Source organism: Streptomyces sp. NPDC057307 (assembly GCF_042667665.1).
Taxonomy (GTDB): domain Bacteria; phylum Actinomycetota; class Actinomycetes; order Streptomycetales; family Streptomycetaceae; genus Streptomyces.
Map to the genome: position 1 here is coordinate 1 of NZ_JBHUZM010000041.1, position 14,972 is coordinate 14,972.

Here is a 14,972-nt window from a genome sequence, read left to right on the forward strand (position 1 = left end):
CGCCCACACGGTGACCGCGCGGTCACCGTGTGGGCGTCAGGTGCCCTCGGGGCTCGGCTCCGGCTCGCCCTGCGGCACCGTGTCCTGGGGGACCGTGTCCTGGGGGACCGTGTCCTGGGGCACCGTGCCGCTCGCCGGTGTCTGGCCGAGAGGGACCTGCGGCCCCAGGCCGTCGTACAGCCAGCGCTTCAGCACCGCGTGGACCTGCTCCGCGCCCACCAGATCGCCGTCGCCGGGGACCGGCGCGGGCAGGGTCAGGGGTGACAGCAGGAAGGCGTTCGACTGCTCCCCGCCGAGTCCTCCGTGGGAGCCGATCTGCTCCTCGAAGGCGTGCACGCGGCCCGTCGCCGGGTCGTACATCGAGTTGACCATGATGTCCGCGACATGCGGGAAGGTGTCGGTGCGCCGGACCGCGTCGGCGGCACCCGGCCCCATCGTGGCCAGCAGCCCCGTGTCGTCCAGCTTGGCGACGGGGATCTCCGCCCCGGCGGGGCCGAGCACCACGGAGCCGTTCTCCTCGCTCCGTACGAGGAGGAAGCCGACGCCCGGATGGTTGGCGAGAGTCCGCAGCAGCGCGGGGTGGCGTTCGTCGATCTGCTCGCGGCTCATCCGCTCCGGGACGTCCGGGAAGGAGATCAGCCCCAGATTTCCCGAGGCGAGCACGATCGGGTCGGAGCCGCGCGCCGTTCGTTTCCCGTCGCCGTCGTCGCCCTCGTCCCCCTCGACGGGGCGGTGGAGGGCTATCCGTACGGCGTCACGCGCCGCGTCGCGCGCCTCGGCGCCGCTCTTGGTCCGCACCGCGCGGCGCGGCACGGGCAGCCCGCAGCCGGCCCGTACGAGATCCCGCAGCGTGAGCCCGTACACGCCCAGGAACGTCTCGCCGGGGCTCTGGCCGTGGTCGGACAGGAGCACGAGGCGGTACGAGCGCGGCGCGTGGTCGGCGACCTTGGCCAGCAGCGCGATCGAGCGGTCCAGCCGCTCCAGGACCCGCGTGGCGTCGCGGCTGTGCGGTCCCGAGTGGTGGGCGACCTCGTCGTACGCGACGAGGTCGGCGTAGACGGCGGCGCGCCCGGCCAGCATGTCCCCTATCACCGCCGCGACCACGACGTCCCGCTCCACGACGGTCGCGAAGGCCCGGATGAACGGGTAGAGCCCACCCCGGCCCACCCTGGGCCGGTCGCCTCGGACACGGGCCCGCGTCGACTGGCCGACCTCGCGGCCGACCTCGGCGACGAAGGAGACGGCCGTACGGACGGCGTTGGCCGGGTCGGTGAAGTACGCGAAGTAGCCGGCCCGGGAGCGGGTGGCCCGGCCGCGCCGCGCGGCCATCGACAGGACGAGCGCGAGCTGGTCGGCGCCGCCGCTGAAGAGGTTGCCGCGGCTGGCGCCGTCGAGGGTGAGGAGCCCGCCGTCGCGGGTGTGCTCGACGGCGCGGCGCTGGAGTTCGGCGGCGCTGGCGGGCCGGTTGCTGACCATGATCCGCCCGCTCTCCTTCTCGTACCAGCGGAAGGCGGGGACGTCGTGGTTGCTGCCGTGCAGGATGCCGAGCTGGCTGGCGCCGGTCTGGCTGGACCAGTCGGTGCGCCAGGGGGTGAGCCGGTGCGTGGGGCGCTCGCCGAGCCAGCCGGCGACGGTGGGCATGTGGCCGTCGGCGACGGCGTCGAGCAGCACCTGGTGCCCCACGCCGTCGAGTTGGAGGAAGAGCGTGCCGGGCGACGCCGTGTAGCCGCGGCGGGCGCTGTCCTCGCCGCTGCGGCGCCGGCGGCGTTCGGCGAGGCGCGAGAGCCTGCGCCGGTAGGCGTTGTCGTCGCGGACGGCGAGCGCGGTGGAGGTCGCCGACGCGACGGCGGACATGACGGCGGCGACCACGACGGCGTTCTCGGGGTTGGCCGTGCCGCCGCCGTCGGGGGTGAGTTTGAGGGCGACCAGCAGCAGCGAGCCGTTGAGGAAGAAGACGAGCAGACCGAGGACCAGGGCCGGTACGAGCAGCAGGGCGCGGACCAGGAAGGGCCAGACGAGGGCGCTGAGCAGACCGAAGGCGCCCGCTCCCCAGGCGGCGGTGATCGCGGTCCTGGTGAGGCTGTCGTCGGCGCCCTGGAGCTGGAAGTCGGGCAGGATCCCGGCGAGCGCCAGCATGGTCAGCGTGGACACCGCCCAGACGACCACCACCCGCACCAGGGCCCGGCCGGCCGTCCGCCATCGACCCTTGAACACCGCGTCTTCACCTCACGTCCAGGGCCCGCACACCTCCACGGGCTTGATGCACAGCCTGACACAGCGCGCGGCGGGGCCGGTCTTCTTGAGGAGGCGGAGACGTGACAGGGCGGTGGCGGGGGCGGGCTCGAAGAGGTGCGGCGGGACGGCTTCAGCAGCCGTCGTAGCCGGCGGTGGGCATGGAGAGCCTGCGGTGGACCTTGGCCTTCGACGTCGCGTCGTAAGAAGGTTCGTCCAGCCCCACGGTCTCCAGGGGGATGCCACGGCGCTCGCACTCGGCGGAGAAGGCGGGGGCCGACGCGAAGGCCCGGTCGAGCACGCGTTCGCTGGCGACGACGAAGGCGTCGATCTCACCGGCCTCGACGTCGACCCAGAGACCGCAGTGGTCGGAGCGCATCCCGTAGAGGAGCAGTTGCCGGGTGACGACGTACCCCTTGTCGGCGGCCCAGCGCGCGCACACCGCCTGCTGGCCGCGGATGTCCACCAGGAACGGCTCGCGGTCGAGTTCTTCGAGCGGGGTGAGGCTGGCTATGGCCGCCACTCGTAAATCGCCCATGTCTCTGGCCCCCCGCTTCGCTTCACCCGACCGCTCCCCCCGAAGCCGCCCCCTGTCCCCCGGTGTTCGACGACCCTACTCCGATCGGGCCCTCTTAAGGAGGCGCGTATCGAGCACGGGCGGGCGCACGGATGTGCCACAGGCGCACGCCTCGGGCGTACGCGGCACGACCTGGCCACCGGCGGCCCGCCGGCCGCCGTACGCTGAGGGCCGGATACGGACGGAGCTGAGGTCCCGCTTTGGGAAATGTCATCACCTGGTGGGGTCACGCCACCTGCACGGTCGAGGACTCCGGCGTCCGGGTGCTGACCGATCCGCTCTTCGCCCGCCGCCTGGCGCATCTGCGCCGCCGGCGCGGTGACGTGCCGCCGCCGGAGGCCGCGGTCGCGGACGCCGTCCTGGTCTCGCATCTGCACTCCGACCATCTGCATCTGCCGTCGCTGGCGAAGCTCGCGCCGGGCACCCGGCTGATCGTGCCGCGCGGCGCGACGCGGGCGGTGCCCGGACTGCGGCGGCTCGACGCCGTCCGGCGGCCGGGTGGTCTGCGGATCACCGAGGTCGACGCGGGCGACGAGGTGGAGATCGGGCCGCTGTGGGTACGGGCGGTGCCCGCGTACCACGACGGGCGGCGGCTGCCGGTGGGACCGCAGCGCTCCCCCGCGCTCGGCTATGTGATCAGCGGTGAGCGCCGGACGTACTTCGCGGGCGACACCGGGCTCTTCGACGAGATGGCGGACGTCGTGGGACCGGTCGATGTGGCGCTGCTGCCGGTGGGCGGCTGGGGGCCGCATCTGGGCCACGGCCATCTGAACGCCGACCGCGCGGCCGAGGCGCTGGCCAGACTCGCGCCCGGCGCCGCGGTGCCGGTCCATTACGGCACGTTCTGGCCGATCGGGATGGACGGGGTCCGACCGCACGAATTCCATTCGCCCGGCGACGAGTTCGTCCGCCAGGCGGCACGGCGCGCGCCCGAGGTGGCCGTGCACCGGCTTCAGCACGGCGAGAGCGTGCGGCCGGGGGCCGCCCTGTGATCGACCAGCTCATGAGCCAGCTGCCGTCGGAGTCCGCGCAGCAGGCCGTCACCTATCCGTCGCTGTTCCTGCTGGTGGCGCTGGGCGCGCTGGTGCCGGTGGTGCCGACGGGCGCCGTGGTGAGTTCGGCGGCCGTGGTGGCCTTCCATCAGACGGCGCCGCTCGCGCTGCTCTACATATTCGTGGTGGCCTCGTTTGCGGCGTTCCTCGGCGACATCACGCTCTACTGGCTGGGCCGGCGCGGGGTCAACTCGAAGAACGGCTCGCGCTGGCTGGCGGCGCTGGAGCGGCGGGTCTCCGACGACACGCTCGAACAGACGCAGCGCAAGCTGCGGGAGCACGGCGTGACGGTGCTGGTGCTGTCGCGGCTGGTGCCCGCGGGGCGGATCCCGGTGATGCTGGCGTGCCTGCTCACCAGGTGGCCGACGCCGCGGTTCATCAAGGGCGCGGTGCCGGCCTGTCTGGCGTGGGCGGCGACGTACCAGCTGATCGGGATCCTGGGCGGTTCGCTGTTCGACGAGCCGTGGGAGGGCGTGGTCGCGGCGGTGGCGCTGACGGTGCTGATCAGCGGCGGTCCCACGGTCTGGCGCAGGCTGCGGAGGCACGGCAAGGGGAAGGGCGGGTCCGCGCGCGGGGACGGAAACGGCACGCCCGGCGGGCCGGGCGCCTCGAACGGGCCGGCCGCCTGCGACGGGCCGGCCGAGTCAGACGGTCAGCAGGCGTGAGGATCCGACCGGCAGGTCCCACAGTTGTCCGCGTGGTCTCCCGGTCCGTTCCCAGGCGGCCCTGACCCGCTCCAGGGGCTCCATCACGGGCTCGGCCGACAGCAGGAACGTCGCCCAGTGCATGGGCGCCATGTTCCGCGCGCCGACGTCCTGGCAGGCCCGTACGGCCTCCTCCGGATCCGCGTGGACGTCACTGAGCCACCAGCGCGGTTCGTACGCCCCGACGGGCAGCAGCGCGAGATCGATACCCGGGTGACGGCGGCCGATCTCCTCGAACCAGTGCCCGTAGCCGGTGTCCCCGGCGAAGTAGACCCGCTGCCCGGTGGCCCCGTCACTCAGCACCCAACCGCCCCACAGGGAGCGGCAGGTGTCGGTGAGGGTGCGCTTCGACCAGTGGTGGGCGGGGACGAAGTCGAACCGTACGGTGCCGGTGCCGCCGTTCCCGGCCGGCAGTTCGGCGGCCTCCCACCAGTCCAGTTCGGTGACGTGGGTGAAGCGGCGGCGCCGGCACCAGCGGGCGAGCCCGGCGGGCACGAACATCGGGGTGTTCCTCGGCAGCCGTCGCAGCGTCGGCGCGTCGAGATGGTCGTAGTGGTTGTGGCTGATGACGACCGCGTCGACGGGCGGCAGGTCCTCCCAGCGGACACCGACGGGAGTGATCCGCGCGGGCGTGCCGAGGATCCGGCGCGACCACACCGGGTCGGTCAGGACGGTGAGCCCGCCCATACGGATCACCCAACTCGCGTGCCCCGCCCAGGTGACGGCGACGGTGCCCGCGTCCACGGCGGGCAGCGGCCCGGGTTCGAAGGGCAGCAGCGGGACGGCGTCGAGCGCGCCGGGGCCCGGCCGCGCGGCGCCCTCGCGGGCGAGCCGCGCCAGCGCGCGTACGCCGGGGAGCGGGGTGGTCAGCCGGCGGGCGAAGGACCGGGGCCAGTGGCGGCGGACCTCGCCGAGCGGGCGGAGCGCCCCGCCGGCCGCCGTGCGGCGGGCGGGGTCGGGCGCCCGGCCGTGCCCGCGCCCGCGTCCATGCTCCTGCCGGCGTCCTGTGAGGTCCGTCCGATCGGTCTGTTCCGTCATCGAAGCTCCGTTCAGCGCGGTGCGACACGGTTCGTCGGGGCGGTACGGGCGGTGCGCAGGGGTCGTCGGCGGTCGGCGGTCTCAGTGCAGCTCCCCCAGAGCCGCCGTCAGAAGGCTGAGCCCTTCGGCGACATGCGGCAGTTCCAGCGGTTCCACTGCGGTGAGGGACTCCGTCCGCCGCTCCGGGGTTGACCCGAGCAGCGGACCGGTGGCGAGCCGCACCCGCAGCGCGCCCAGTTCGTCCCCGAACCGGTGCCCGCCGGGCACCGGCATGCCCAGCCGTTCGCCCAGGAACTCTTCGAGTTCCATGGAGTCGCCGACCCCCCGCGCGCCGAGTCCGCGGCGCAACGGCCCGAGGTCCGCGTACAGATGACGGCCCGCCTGCGGCGGCCTGGCCAGCGCCCCGGCGGCGAGGACGACATGGTGTACGGCGGCGGCCACGCGCGCGTGCAGCGCGGCCGCCTCGGCGACCCGCGCCGTCACGGCCGGCGGCTCGTCGAGCGCGTGGGCGGCAGCGGCGGCGACCGGTCCCGCGACGAGCGCGCCCAGCGCGGTGAGGTGGTCCACCGTCCTGGCCCGGCGGGCGGCGCCGCCGGGTGTGGCGGGGAAGCGGGCGACGGCGGCGGGCCAGGACGCCGGGGTGAGCGCGCCCGCCAGGTCGAAGAAGACGGTGACGTCGTCGGGCCACATCTCGGCGGGGCTGAGCGGCACCGTCTCGTGCGGCCGGTGCAGCGTGTCGCGCCAGGTCTCGTCGCTGATGATGTGCAGGCCCTCGCCGACCGCGGCCTCGCACGCCTCCCGGAGGAGTTCGGGCGGGGCGACGGTGCCGGTGGGGTCGTCGGCGATCGAGAGCAGCAGCAGCCGTGGGGTGCCGCCCTCGGCCCGTACCCGGCGCACCGTCTCAAGGAGGGCGTACAGATCGGGAACGCCGCCGCACTCCGCCGGGGTCGGCACCTGAAAGACGGGCCGGCCCAGAAGTCTGGCCTGCGGCGCCCAGGACGCCGGGTGCGGGCGGGGCATCAGGACGTCGCCGCCGTGCGCGGCGAGCAGCGCGAGGAGCAGCGGCTGCGCGCCGGCCGCCACGGCGACCTCCTGGGGATGCGCGGGCAGCCCGCGCCTGGACCAGTAGCCGCAGGCCGCCTCGCGCAGGACCGGTCCGCCGCCGGGCGGCTCGGGCGCGGTCCGGCCGGCGGCTTCGGCGAGTACGGCGACCAGCTCGGGCAGCGCGGGGAGGCCCGAGTCCGGGGCCAGGGGCCCGTACCGTACGGGACCGCGTCCTTCGTGCGCCGCCCCCGCCGCCCCGGTCGTCTCCGTGGTCCCCGTGGTCCTCATGCGCCACCTCCAGACCGGGCCGGACAGAGGCCAGGCCGTATCGGGAAAGTCCCGGCGGGCCCGCGACGCCCGGCACGACCGAGCCGCGCTGTCGGCGTCGGCGTCGGCCCGGCACGCCTGGCACGCCCGGCACGAGACCCGATCCTCCGCCTTGCGATGGTGCGCCGTACCAGCCGCCGCGGGCCGGTCCCCGAAGATCCGCCGGCCAGGTCCTACGCCTCGCGGCCCAGCATCGCCAGCAGACGGGCCTGGGTGTCGGCGTCCGGTGGCGGATCCAGCGGGGTGTCGAACAGGCCGCTCTGCGACAGGCTCACCGCGTACGGCTCGACCTCCTCCAGCGCGAAGTCGACCAGCGGTCCGGGCAGCCGCTCGTTCACGCCGATCCCGCGCGACAGGTCCCAGGTGTGGACGACGGCGTCGAGCACCATCTGCGAGCAGTAGGCGGCGGCCGCGGTCGCGCCGTACGAGAGCGGCACCGGGCGGTCCAGCGCGCCCCGCTCGCCGAACGCGGCGCGCGCCGCCGCCGCGGCGCGGTCCCAGGCGGCGACCGGGTCGTCGCCCAGCACGTCGCCGTCGAAGGCGTCGCCGACCTCGGCCATGGTCCGGCCCTCACGCACCAGCGCGGGCACCCAGAGCTGCTCGGACGTCAGGTGGTTCACCAGGTCGCGTACGGACCACTCGGTGCACGGCGTCGACGCGCCCCACTGGTCCGCGCCGACGGCGTGCACCCGGTCCGTGAAGAGGTCGAGCGCCTCGCCGTGCCGGTCCAGCAGTGGATTGTCCATGTCCTCCACTCTCCCCGGCCCCCCGTCCGCACGCGAGTCCGGCCGGCCTGATCCCCGAGACACGCCCCGGATCCGGCCCCTGCTTGGGGCCACGTCGTACGGGGTACCCGCGTTCCATGTCTGACATCCACACGGGCCGTACCCCGGCCGATCCCGGCACCCGGTCCAGAGTCGCCGCGCTGCTCACCGGCTGGGACCAGCAGGTCTTCCGGTCGGCGGCGGACCGGCACTGGCCGGGCGCCGGGCCGGTGCTGCCCCGGCTCAGCCGCTCGGCCAACCACGGCCTCCTCTGGTTCGGCGCCGCCGCCGGTATCGCTCTCGTCGGGCGCGGGCAGCGCTCGCGGCGCGCCGCCCTGCGCGGGGTGGCGTCGCTGGCCGTGGCGTCGGCCGCGATCAACACCGTCGGCAAGCGCTCCGTACAGCGCCGCCGGCCCGTCCTGGACGCCGTGCCGGTGATAAGGCAGCTGAAGCGGCAGCCGATCACCACCTCGTTCCCGTCCGGGCACGCGGCGTCGGCCGCCGCCTTCGCCACCGGAGTCGCCCTGGAGTCGAAGGGCTGGGGCGCGGTGGTGGCGCCGCTCGCGTTCTCCGTCGCGGCGTCCCGCGTCTACACGGGCGTGCACTACCCGAGCGACGTCCTGGTGGGGGCCGCGCTCGGGGTGGGGGCGGCGTTCGCGGTACGTGGCCTGGTGCCGACCCGCTCCCAGCTGCCGTCGCCCGGCCGTCCGCACGCGCAGGCGCCGGCCTCGCCGGAGGGCGAGGGCATGGTGATCGTGGTCAACCGGGCGTCGGGCTCGTCGGACTCCGCGGGCGCGCTGCACGACGCGCTGCCGCTCGCGGAGTTCGTGGAGTGCGATCCCGAGGAGGTGAACACGGAGCTGGAGAAGGCGGCGGAGCGCTGCGCCGCGCTCGGCATCGTCGGCGGTGACGGCACGGTCAACCGCGCAGCGGTGGTCGCCGCCCGGCACGGGCTGCCGCTGGCGGTGTTCCCCGGCGGCACTCTGAACCACTTCGCGTACGACCTGGGGATCGAGGAGTTCCAGGACACGTGCCGCGCGATGGCGGCGGGCGACGCCGTCCGCGTCGACCTCGGGCGGTTCACCGGACCCGACGGTGTGAGCGGCCACTTCCTCAACACCTTCAGCCTGGGCGTCTATCCGGAGCTGGTGCGGGTCCGGGAGCACTGGTCGCCGCGGATCGGCGGCTGGCCCGCCGGGGTCGTGGCGGCGGTGAAGGTGCTGCGCGGCCAGCATCAGTTGGAGGCGGAGTTCGAGGGCCGGCGGCGGTCGCTGTGGATGCTGTTCGCCGGGAACGGCATCTACCAGCGCTTCGGGTTCACCCCCGGCCACCGGCTCGATCTCGCGGACGGTCTGCTGGACGTCCGGGTCGTGCACGGCGGGAGCTTCCCGAGTCTGCGGCTGCTGGCCGCCGCGGCGGCGGGGCCGCTGAGCCGGTCGCCGGTGCACGCGGCGGAGCGGATGCGGCGCGTACGGATCACGGGGATCGCGCCCGGTACGCCGCTGGCCTTCGACGGCGAAGTGGCCGAAGCACCGGCCGAGTTGACCCTCGACAAGGGGAACGAGGCGCTGACCGTCTACCGCCCGCGCGCGTTCCAGTGACCGCCGCGCGTCCGCCCGCCGAGCCGGGGACCGCCGCACGTACGACCGCCGGGCCTGCGACCGCCGCGCATATCGGTGGCGGGGCCGGCGGTCCGGGACGCAGGATCATGGACATGGACTCCGCACCCCCTCCCTCCGTCGAACCCTTCCTCGAAACCGCGCGGCTGCGGCTGCGTGACTGCGTCGAGGCCGACCTCGGCCGGCTCCTCGCGCTGGACAACGACCCCGGCGTGAAGCGCTTCATCGACGGCGGCGTGCCCGCCGCACCCGAGACGTTCCGTGCCGAGGCCCTGCCCCGGCTGCTCGGGCGCGGCTTCTGGGCGGCCGAGGAGCGGTCCACGGGCGAATGGCTGGGCTGGTTCGAGCTGAGGCCGCTGAACGACGCCGGCTGGGAGGTGGTGGAGCTGGGGTACCGGCTGCACCGGGCCGTGTGGGGACAGGGGTACGCGACGGAGGGCGCCCGCGCGCTGGTCCGTAAAGCCTTCACCGAGCTGGGCACCGAGCGGGTCACGGCGAACACGATGACGGTCAACGTGGGCTCGCGCCGGGTCATGGAGAAGGCCGGGCTGAGGTATCTCCGTACGTACGTCGAGGAGTGGCCGGAGACCATCGAGGGCTCGGAGCAGGGGGATGTGGAGTACGCGCTCACGCGTGAGGAGTGGCGGCTCACGGCTTCCGGATGACCCACGCCGGTCACCCGGTCCGGTAACCCACACTGGACCATATCGCGAGACACGGGTCTCATATTCCGACATCGCGGCGTACCGTGACGGCACCACTTCACCCCGAGGGAGTCCGGATCATGCCGAGAGAGACCGCCGTCTACACCCACGGCCACCACGAGTCGGTCCTGCGTTCGCACCGCTGGCGCACGGCGGCGAACTCGGCGGCGTATCTGCTCCCCGAACTCCGTTCCGGACTCGATGTGTTGGACGTCGGCTGCGGTCCGGGCACCATCACGGCCGACCTGGCGGCGCTGGTGGCGCCTGGCACGGTGACCGCCGTGGACGCGGCGGCGGACGTGCTGGAGCGGGCCGGGGAGGCGGTCGCGGCGCGCGGCCTGGACAACGTCCGGTTCGCGGTCGCCGACGTCCACGCGCTGGACTTCCCGGACGACTCCTTCGACGTCGTCCACGCCCACCAGGTGCTCCAGCACGTCGGGGACCCCGTACAGGCGCTGCGCGAGATGCGCCGGGTGTGCAGGCCCGGGGGCGTCGTCGCGGCACGCGACAGCGACTACGGCGCGTTCACCTGGTACCCGGAGTCACCGGCGCTGGACGGCTGGCAGGAGCTGTACCGCCGGGTCGCCCGCGCCAACGGCGGCGAACCCGACGCGGGCCGCCGGCTCCGCGCCTGGGCCCGGAGCGCGGGCTTCGCGGACCCGGACATCACGTCCACGGCGGGGACGTGGTGCTTCGCGACGCCGGAGGAACGCGCGTGGTGGAGCGGCCTGTGGGCGGAGCGGACGACCGCGTCGGTGTACGCGGAACTGGCGGTACGCGGCGGCCACGCGGACGAGGAACGGCTCACCGGGATCGCGGCGGCGTGGCGCGCGTGGGGCGCCGACCCCGACGCGTGGTTCATGGTCCCGCACGGTGAAGTCCTGTGCCGGGTTTGAGGGTTGGTTCCCCCGGGTTCATGGTCGCGGGGAACGGTGCTTCGATACCCTCACCGGTATGGAAATCCTGGGAACCACGCTGCGCATCTGCGTCGACGACCTGGAGACCTCGGTCGCGTTCTACGAACGACTGACCGGTAGCCCCGCGCTCCGTTTCGAGCGCGGCGGGGTCTCCGTCGCCGCCGTCAGTTGCTTCCTGTTGATGAGCGGTCCCGCCGAGGAGATCGAGGTGCTGCGCAAGGTCACCGCCACGATCGCCGTCAAGGACGTCGACGAGGCGTACGCCGCGCTCACCGGCGTCGGCGCCCAGGTCCTCGCGGGCCCGGTCCCCACCCCGGCGGGCCGCAATCTGATCGCCGTGCACCCGGACGGTTCGGTCTTCGAGTACGTGGACCGCAACCCGGTCCAGAGCGGCTGACGCGGCGCGGCGTGTCGGCGAAGTCCCTCCCGGCCGAGGCGCTTTGGCGCGCGCCGACGAGCCGCAGCACCGACGCGCCGCAGCGCCGACAAGCCGTCAGCCACCCGCCCGCGCGACCCGGCCGAGGACGAAACCGCCCCCGGCCGGGCCCCGTCGAGGTCCCCGTTCAGTCCCCCGGCCGCATCCGGTAGTCGTACGCCGCCGGCAGCGGGTCGTCCGTCAGGGACGCCCACACCTCGTTCAGCGTCTCCGCGCCCTCCCGCAGGTCCGCCACCTCGAAGCCCGCGTCGAACAGCGCGCGGGCCGCCGCCTTCTCGCCCTCGGCGAGCAGCAGTTGGGCCTCCACCAGCCGGAACGCGCCGCGCTGCCGGATCGCTTCCGGGAGCCGGTCGAAGACACGGCGCGCGTCGCGCTCGCGGTCGACGGCGAGCAGCGCGGCGATCGCCTCGCGTGCCAGCGCCGCCGTGGCCGCCGTCCAGGACTCGCCGTCGTTGTCCTCCCGCTCCCGGCAGAGGTCGTCGAACGCCTCCGCGTACTGGTCGGCCGCCCGCTCCGGGTTGCCGCCCTCCCGGTCGGCGACGGCCAGGCAGCGCAGCAACGGCCAGCGGGACGAGGCCAGTTTGAGGCCGCGTTCCCAACTCCGCACCGCCTGGGCCAGATCGCCCGCGTGCCACTGCGTGACACCGAGGTGGTACTCGGTCAGCGGCTCGGCGGGCGCCGTCTCCAGCATGTCGCGCCAGTGCGGGGCGACGAGCGTCGGCCCCGGCGGCTCGGCCTGCCGCGCCTTCGGGAACGTGCCCTGGGTGAACAGCTCGACCCACGGCTCCTGTTGACCGCCGAGCATGGACTCGTCGAACGGTGTTCCGGGCAGCTCGTACCCGCCTCTCATCGTGCCGCGCATCACTTCGAGCGCGCCCCAGCCCGAGCCGGTGGCGAGCCGTTCGCCGGGCTCGGTGTCCGCGTGCGGCAGCCACGCCTCGTACGCGGCGTCGACGTCCGCGCGGGGCAGGGCGCGCTCCAGCCGGTCCTCGACCTCGGCGCGGGCCGCGCCCCAGTCGGCGCCGTGGACGGTGGCGGGGTCGGCTTCGAGCGGACCGTACGACTCCAGCCAGCTGAAGTCCTCGTGGCCGTCGAGCTTGACGTGTTCGAGCTGGGTACGGGCGAGCCCGGCCTGGATCTCGGCGTAACCGGGGGTGCCCGGTTCGGTGAGCCACTGCTGCCAGCGCCGGCCGCCGCGCCCGGCACCCCAGAGGAAGAGCTTGCGTCCGCCCAGGAGGTCCGTGGACGTCTGGACCAGCCCGTGGCCGTCCGCGTCGAGCGAGGTGATCCACTTCCGGGCGGCGCGGGGGACCTCGTAGAAGTAGTCCGCGGGGTGTTCGCCGCGCAGCGGGTACGTGCGGTCGACGCCGGCGTACTCGGGCACCGGGACCCGGCGCAGGCTCCGTTCGTACCCGAAGTGCCACGCCTCCTCGGCGGGCGCGAGGACGCGGGTGTGCTCGTCCTCGGGGACGGCGATGTTGGACCACCAGTAGACGGGCGCGGGCCCCTGGTGCGGATTGCGTATCCGGACGCCCACGTGCAGGAAGTCGGAGTCGTCGGGCAGCCACAGGTCGACCTGGAACGGCAGGCCGCGCAGTGGCTCCCACTCCCAGAGCCGGACCATCTCGCCGCCGTCGGGCGCGGGGACCAGCGCGGCGTTCATGGGGGCGCAGGAGAGTGTGGTGTGGCCGGTGGCGCCGATGTTCCACTCGATGCCGCCGGAGAACCAGGCGCCGTTGAGCGCGAAGTCGGCGGGCTGGAACACCGGGTTGCGGTACAGCAGTTCGCGGCCGGTGGGCTTGTGGTGCAGGGAGTGGACGCGCCCGCCGAGACCCGGCAGGACGGTGGCCCGCAGCCGGTCGTTCTCGATGACGATCGTGTCGATGCCGGTGGGCTCGCGGTCGCGTCCGTAGCCGTCGAGGATCCGGACCGGCAGCAGGGTGCGCAGGGGCTCGTACCCGATCTGGCGCGCCATGTCGCGGGGCAGGTCCCGCTTGGCGCGTTCGTCGATGGAGTGCGTCTCGTCGAGCGGCCGGAGCGCGGGCAGGGGGTTCTCCGGCCCCAAGGGGGCGGCAGGCAGGGTCAGTACGGCACGTCGCACGCTCGTGGCCACAGGCAAACCTCGCTTCGCTCGCGGGGGCCGCCGGCGGCTCGGTTGGCCGGCGCGCACCCGATGACCATGGAACACGGTCGAGTGCGCGCCGAACAGAGCACCCAGGGGTCAGTCTTGGGTGAAGGCCGCCACAACGATGTCCGCGAGGAGGGCCCCGGCGGTGCCGTCGGGGTCGAGGTCGGGGTCGTAGATGGTCAGGTTGAGACCGACGCAGCGCTCCGAGCGCACCAGGACCCGCAGCAGCGACTCCAGCTCGTCGGGGAGCAGTCCCCCGGCGTCCGGGGCGTCGACGGCCGGCATCACCTCGGGGTCGAGCACGTCCGCGTCGAGATGCACCCAGAAGCCGTCGGTGACGGGCGTCTCCAGGGTCTGGAGTACGGCGCCGGCGAGGTCGGCGGCGCCCCATTCGCGGAACTCGCCGACGGAGACGGTGGGGATCCGCAGCCGGGCCAGTTCCGCGCGGTCCTCGTCCTCGTCGCGGATGCCGAAGAGCCGTACGTCCTCGTCGCGGACGTACGGGCGCAGCCCCTCGATGTCGCTGAGGTCGCTCTGGCCGCGTCCGGTGGCGATGGCCAGCTCCTCGCCGCCCGCCGCGCCGACGGACGGGGAGTTCCCGAGGTGCCGGAAGTCGGCGGAGCCGTCGATCGCGGCGATGCCGTACCGGCCGAGCCGCCGCAGCGCGAGCGAGGCCCCGAGCTGGATGGAGCAGTCGCCCCCGAGGACGAGCGGGAAGTCACCGGCCCGCACATGGCGTTCGATCCGGTCGGCGAGCCGGGGGGTGTACGCGGCGATGGCGGCGGCGTTGAAGACGCCGTCGCCTTCCTTCCAGTCGCCCCGGTCGTAACGGGGCGGGACGACGACCCCGCCCTCGAAGGCGCCGAGCCGTTGCAGGATGCGCTGTTCGCGCATGGCGCCGGCGAGCTTGTAGCAGCCGGGGACGGTGCCGGGTGCCGGGGGCCGCAGGCCGAGGTTGGAGGGAGCGTCGATCACCACGATATTCCGCATGCGGTCCATCCTCGGCGTCGTACTCTCGTTCTTCAAACAGGATCTTCCGGAAGAGGGCGGCACACCCATGACCACGCAGCACACGTACCGGGTGATCGTGCGCGGGACCTTCTCGGCGCTGACGGACGAGGCGCGTGCGGGGTTGCTCGACGAGGTCGAGGAGCACGGGCTGAGCCAGATGCGGTTCACACCCGAGGGCTCGCTCACGTACGACCGGGTGCTCAAGCACTTCTCGTACCGCTTCGTGGTCGTGTCCGACGCGGCCGACGGCGAGGAGATGGCCGCGGCGCTCGCCGAGGACCGGGCGGAGACGTCGCTGAAGGCGCTCGCCGGGGGTGTGGGGGTCGGCTTCGGGGAGCTGCGGTCGACGGTGACGGACATGGACACGATGAAGATCAACCGAAAGGGCCGCTGATACCTCCGGCTGATGGGCACAGCAC

Annotated in this window: 14 protein-coding genes; 7 read left to right on the forward strand and 7 right to left on the reverse strand. The window is 74.0% G+C overall.

The window, feature by feature from the left end:
* Positions 1-36: 36 nt before the first annotated feature.
* Together ACFUN8_RS17075 and ACFUN8_RS17080 are read right to left on the reverse strand one after the other, a co-directional pair.
* Positions 37-2,214 carry a phage holin family protein gene (locus ACFUN8_RS17075; RefSeq protein ID WP_383637467.1) on the reverse strand — a complete coding sequence of 726 codons (2,178 nt, stop codon included), beginning with the start codon at positions 2,212-2,214 and terminating at the stop codon, positions 37-39.
* A 151-nt stretch (positions 2,215-2,365) separates the two neighbouring features.
* Entirely contained in the window at positions 2,366-2,770 is a 405-nt protein-coding gene (locus tag ACFUN8_RS17080; RefSeq protein ID WP_383637470.1) for a hypothetical protein, read from the reverse strand.
* Between the two features lie 239 nt (positions 2,771-3,009).
* Here ACFUN8_RS17080 and ACFUN8_RS17085 point away from each other — a divergent pair, with 239 nt between their 5' ends.
* Together ACFUN8_RS17085 and ACFUN8_RS17090 are read left to right on the forward strand one after the other, a co-directional pair.
* Complete coding sequence (locus tag ACFUN8_RS17085; RefSeq protein WP_383637472.1) at positions 3,010-3,801, forward strand: MBL fold metallo-hydrolase; 792 nt, start codon at positions 3,010-3,012, stop codon at positions 3,799-3,801.
* A gap of 11 nt (positions 3,802-3,812) precedes the next feature.
* Positions 3,813-4,526: a DedA family protein gene (locus ACFUN8_RS17090; RefSeq protein ID WP_383637475.1), complete on the forward strand. Its 714-nt coding sequence runs from the start codon at positions 3,813-3,815 to the stop codon at positions 4,524-4,526.
* Here the strand turns inward: ACFUN8_RS17090 and ACFUN8_RS17095 are convergent.
* The 3 genes from ACFUN8_RS17095 to ACFUN8_RS17105 form a co-directional block, all read right to left on the reverse strand.
* Positions 4,506-5,603: an MBL fold metallo-hydrolase gene (locus tag ACFUN8_RS17095; RefSeq protein WP_383637478.1), complete on the reverse strand. Its 1,098-nt coding sequence runs from the start codon at positions 5,601-5,603 to the stop codon at positions 4,506-4,508. The genes ACFUN8_RS17090 and ACFUN8_RS17095 overlap by 21 nt on opposite strands.
* An 81-nt stretch (positions 5,604-5,684) precedes the next feature.
* Positions 5,685-6,935 carry an aminotransferase class I/II-fold pyridoxal phosphate-dependent enzyme gene (locus tag ACFUN8_RS17100; protein ID WP_383637481.1) on the reverse strand — a complete coding sequence of 417 codons (1,251 nt, stop codon included), beginning with the start codon at positions 6,933-6,935 and terminating at the stop codon, positions 5,685-5,687.
* A gap of 212 nt (positions 6,936-7,147) precedes the next feature.
* Positions 7,148-7,720 (reverse strand): TIGR03086 family metal-binding protein, encoded by a 573-nt coding sequence (locus ACFUN8_RS17105; protein WP_383637484.1) that lies wholly within the window; start codon positions 7,718-7,720, stop codon positions 7,148-7,150.
* Positions 7,721-7,836: 116 nt separating this feature from the next.
* On the opposite strand from ACFUN8_RS17105, the gene ACFUN8_RS17110 reads away from it, so the two are divergent.
* The 4 genes from ACFUN8_RS17110 to ACFUN8_RS17125 all read left to right on the forward strand — a co-directional run bounded on the left by ACFUN8_RS17110 (position 7,837) and on the right by ACFUN8_RS17125 (position 11,375).
* Complete coding sequence (locus tag ACFUN8_RS17110; protein ID WP_383637487.1) at positions 7,837-9,339, forward strand: bifunctional phosphatase PAP2/diacylglycerol kinase family protein; 1,503 nt, start codon at positions 7,837-7,839, stop codon at positions 9,337-9,339.
* 113 nt (positions 9,340-9,452) lie between these two features.
* A complete protein-coding gene (locus ACFUN8_RS17115) occupies positions 9,453-10,022 on the forward strand; it encodes a GNAT family N-acetyltransferase (RefSeq protein ID WP_383637490.1) in 570 nt (189 codons plus the stop codon).
* A gap of 119 nt (positions 10,023-10,141) precedes the next feature.
* Entirely contained in the window at positions 10,142-10,957 is an 816-nt protein-coding gene (locus tag ACFUN8_RS17120; protein ID WP_383637493.1) for a methyltransferase domain-containing protein, read from the forward strand.
* A 58-nt stretch (positions 10,958-11,015) separates the two neighbouring features.
* The gene (locus ACFUN8_RS17125; protein WP_383637496.1) at positions 11,016-11,375 is read left to right on the forward strand and encodes a VOC family protein; all 360 of its coding nucleotides are present in this window, start codon (positions 11,016-11,018) and stop codon (positions 11,373-11,375) included.
* A gap of 166 nt (positions 11,376-11,541) precedes the next feature.
* On the opposite strand, the gene ACFUN8_RS17130 is transcribed toward ACFUN8_RS17125, so the two are convergent.
* Together ACFUN8_RS17130 and ACFUN8_RS17135 are read right to left on the reverse strand one after the other, a co-directional pair.
* Positions 11,542-13,527 carry a DUF5107 domain-containing protein gene (locus ACFUN8_RS17130; RefSeq protein WP_383637499.1) on the reverse strand — a complete coding sequence of 662 codons (1,986 nt, stop codon included), beginning with the start codon at positions 13,525-13,527 and terminating at the stop codon, positions 11,542-11,544.
* A 108-nt stretch (positions 13,528-13,635) separates the two neighbouring features.
* The gene (locus ACFUN8_RS17135; RefSeq protein WP_383637502.1) at positions 13,636-14,532 is read right to left on the reverse strand and encodes an arginase family protein; all 897 of its coding nucleotides are present in this window, start codon (positions 14,530-14,532) and stop codon (positions 13,636-13,638) included.
* Between the two features lie 67 nt (positions 14,533-14,599).
* On the opposite strand from ACFUN8_RS17135, the gene ACFUN8_RS17140 reads away from it, so the two are divergent.
* Positions 14,600-14,947: a DUF6204 family protein gene (locus ACFUN8_RS17140; RefSeq protein ID WP_383637596.1), complete on the forward strand. Its 348-nt coding sequence runs from the start codon at positions 14,600-14,602 to the stop codon at positions 14,945-14,947.
* The last annotated feature ends 25 nt before the right edge of the window (positions 14,948-14,972 follow it).

Excerpts from the sequence above, each read along its gene's own strand:
- ACFUN8_RS17080 (WP_383637470.1), bottom strand. The coding sequence starts at position 2,770 with ATGGGCGATTTACGAGTGGCGGCCATAGCCAGCCTCACCCCGCTCGAA.
- ACFUN8_RS17090 (WP_383637475.1), top strand. The coding sequence starts at position 3,813 with ATGAGCCAGCTGCCGTCGGAGTCCGCGCAGCAGGCCGTCACCTATCCG.
- ACFUN8_RS17095 (WP_383637478.1), bottom strand. The coding sequence starts at position 5,603 with ATGACGGAACAGACCGATCGGACGGACCTCACAGGACGCCGGCAGGAG.
- ACFUN8_RS17100 (WP_383637481.1), bottom strand. The coding sequence starts at position 6,935 with ATGAGGACCACGGGGACCACGGAGACGACCGGGGCGGCGGGGGCGGCG.
- ACFUN8_RS17105 (WP_383637484.1), bottom strand. The coding sequence starts at position 7,720 with ATGGACAATCCACTGCTGGACCGGCACGGCGAGGCGCTCGACCTCTTC.
- ACFUN8_RS17110 (WP_383637487.1), top strand. The coding sequence starts at position 7,837 with ATGTCTGACATCCACACGGGCCGTACCCCGGCCGATCCCGGCACCCGG.
- ACFUN8_RS17115 (WP_383637490.1), top strand. The coding sequence starts at position 9,453 with ATGGACTCCGCACCCCCTCCCTCCGTCGAACCCTTCCTCGAAACCGCG.
- ACFUN8_RS17120 (WP_383637493.1), top strand. The coding sequence starts at position 10,142 with ATGCCGAGAGAGACCGCCGTCTACACCCACGGCCACCACGAGTCGGTC.
- ACFUN8_RS17125 (WP_383637496.1), top strand. The coding sequence starts at position 11,016 with ATGGAAATCCTGGGAACCACGCTGCGCATCTGCGTCGACGACCTGGAG.
- ACFUN8_RS17135 (WP_383637502.1), bottom strand. The coding sequence starts at position 14,532 with ATGCGGAATATCGTGGTGATCGACGCTCCCTCCAACCTCGGCCTGCGG.
- ACFUN8_RS17140 (WP_383637596.1), top strand. The coding sequence starts at position 14,600 with ATGACCACGCAGCACACGTACCGGGTGATCGTGCGCGGGACCTTCTCG.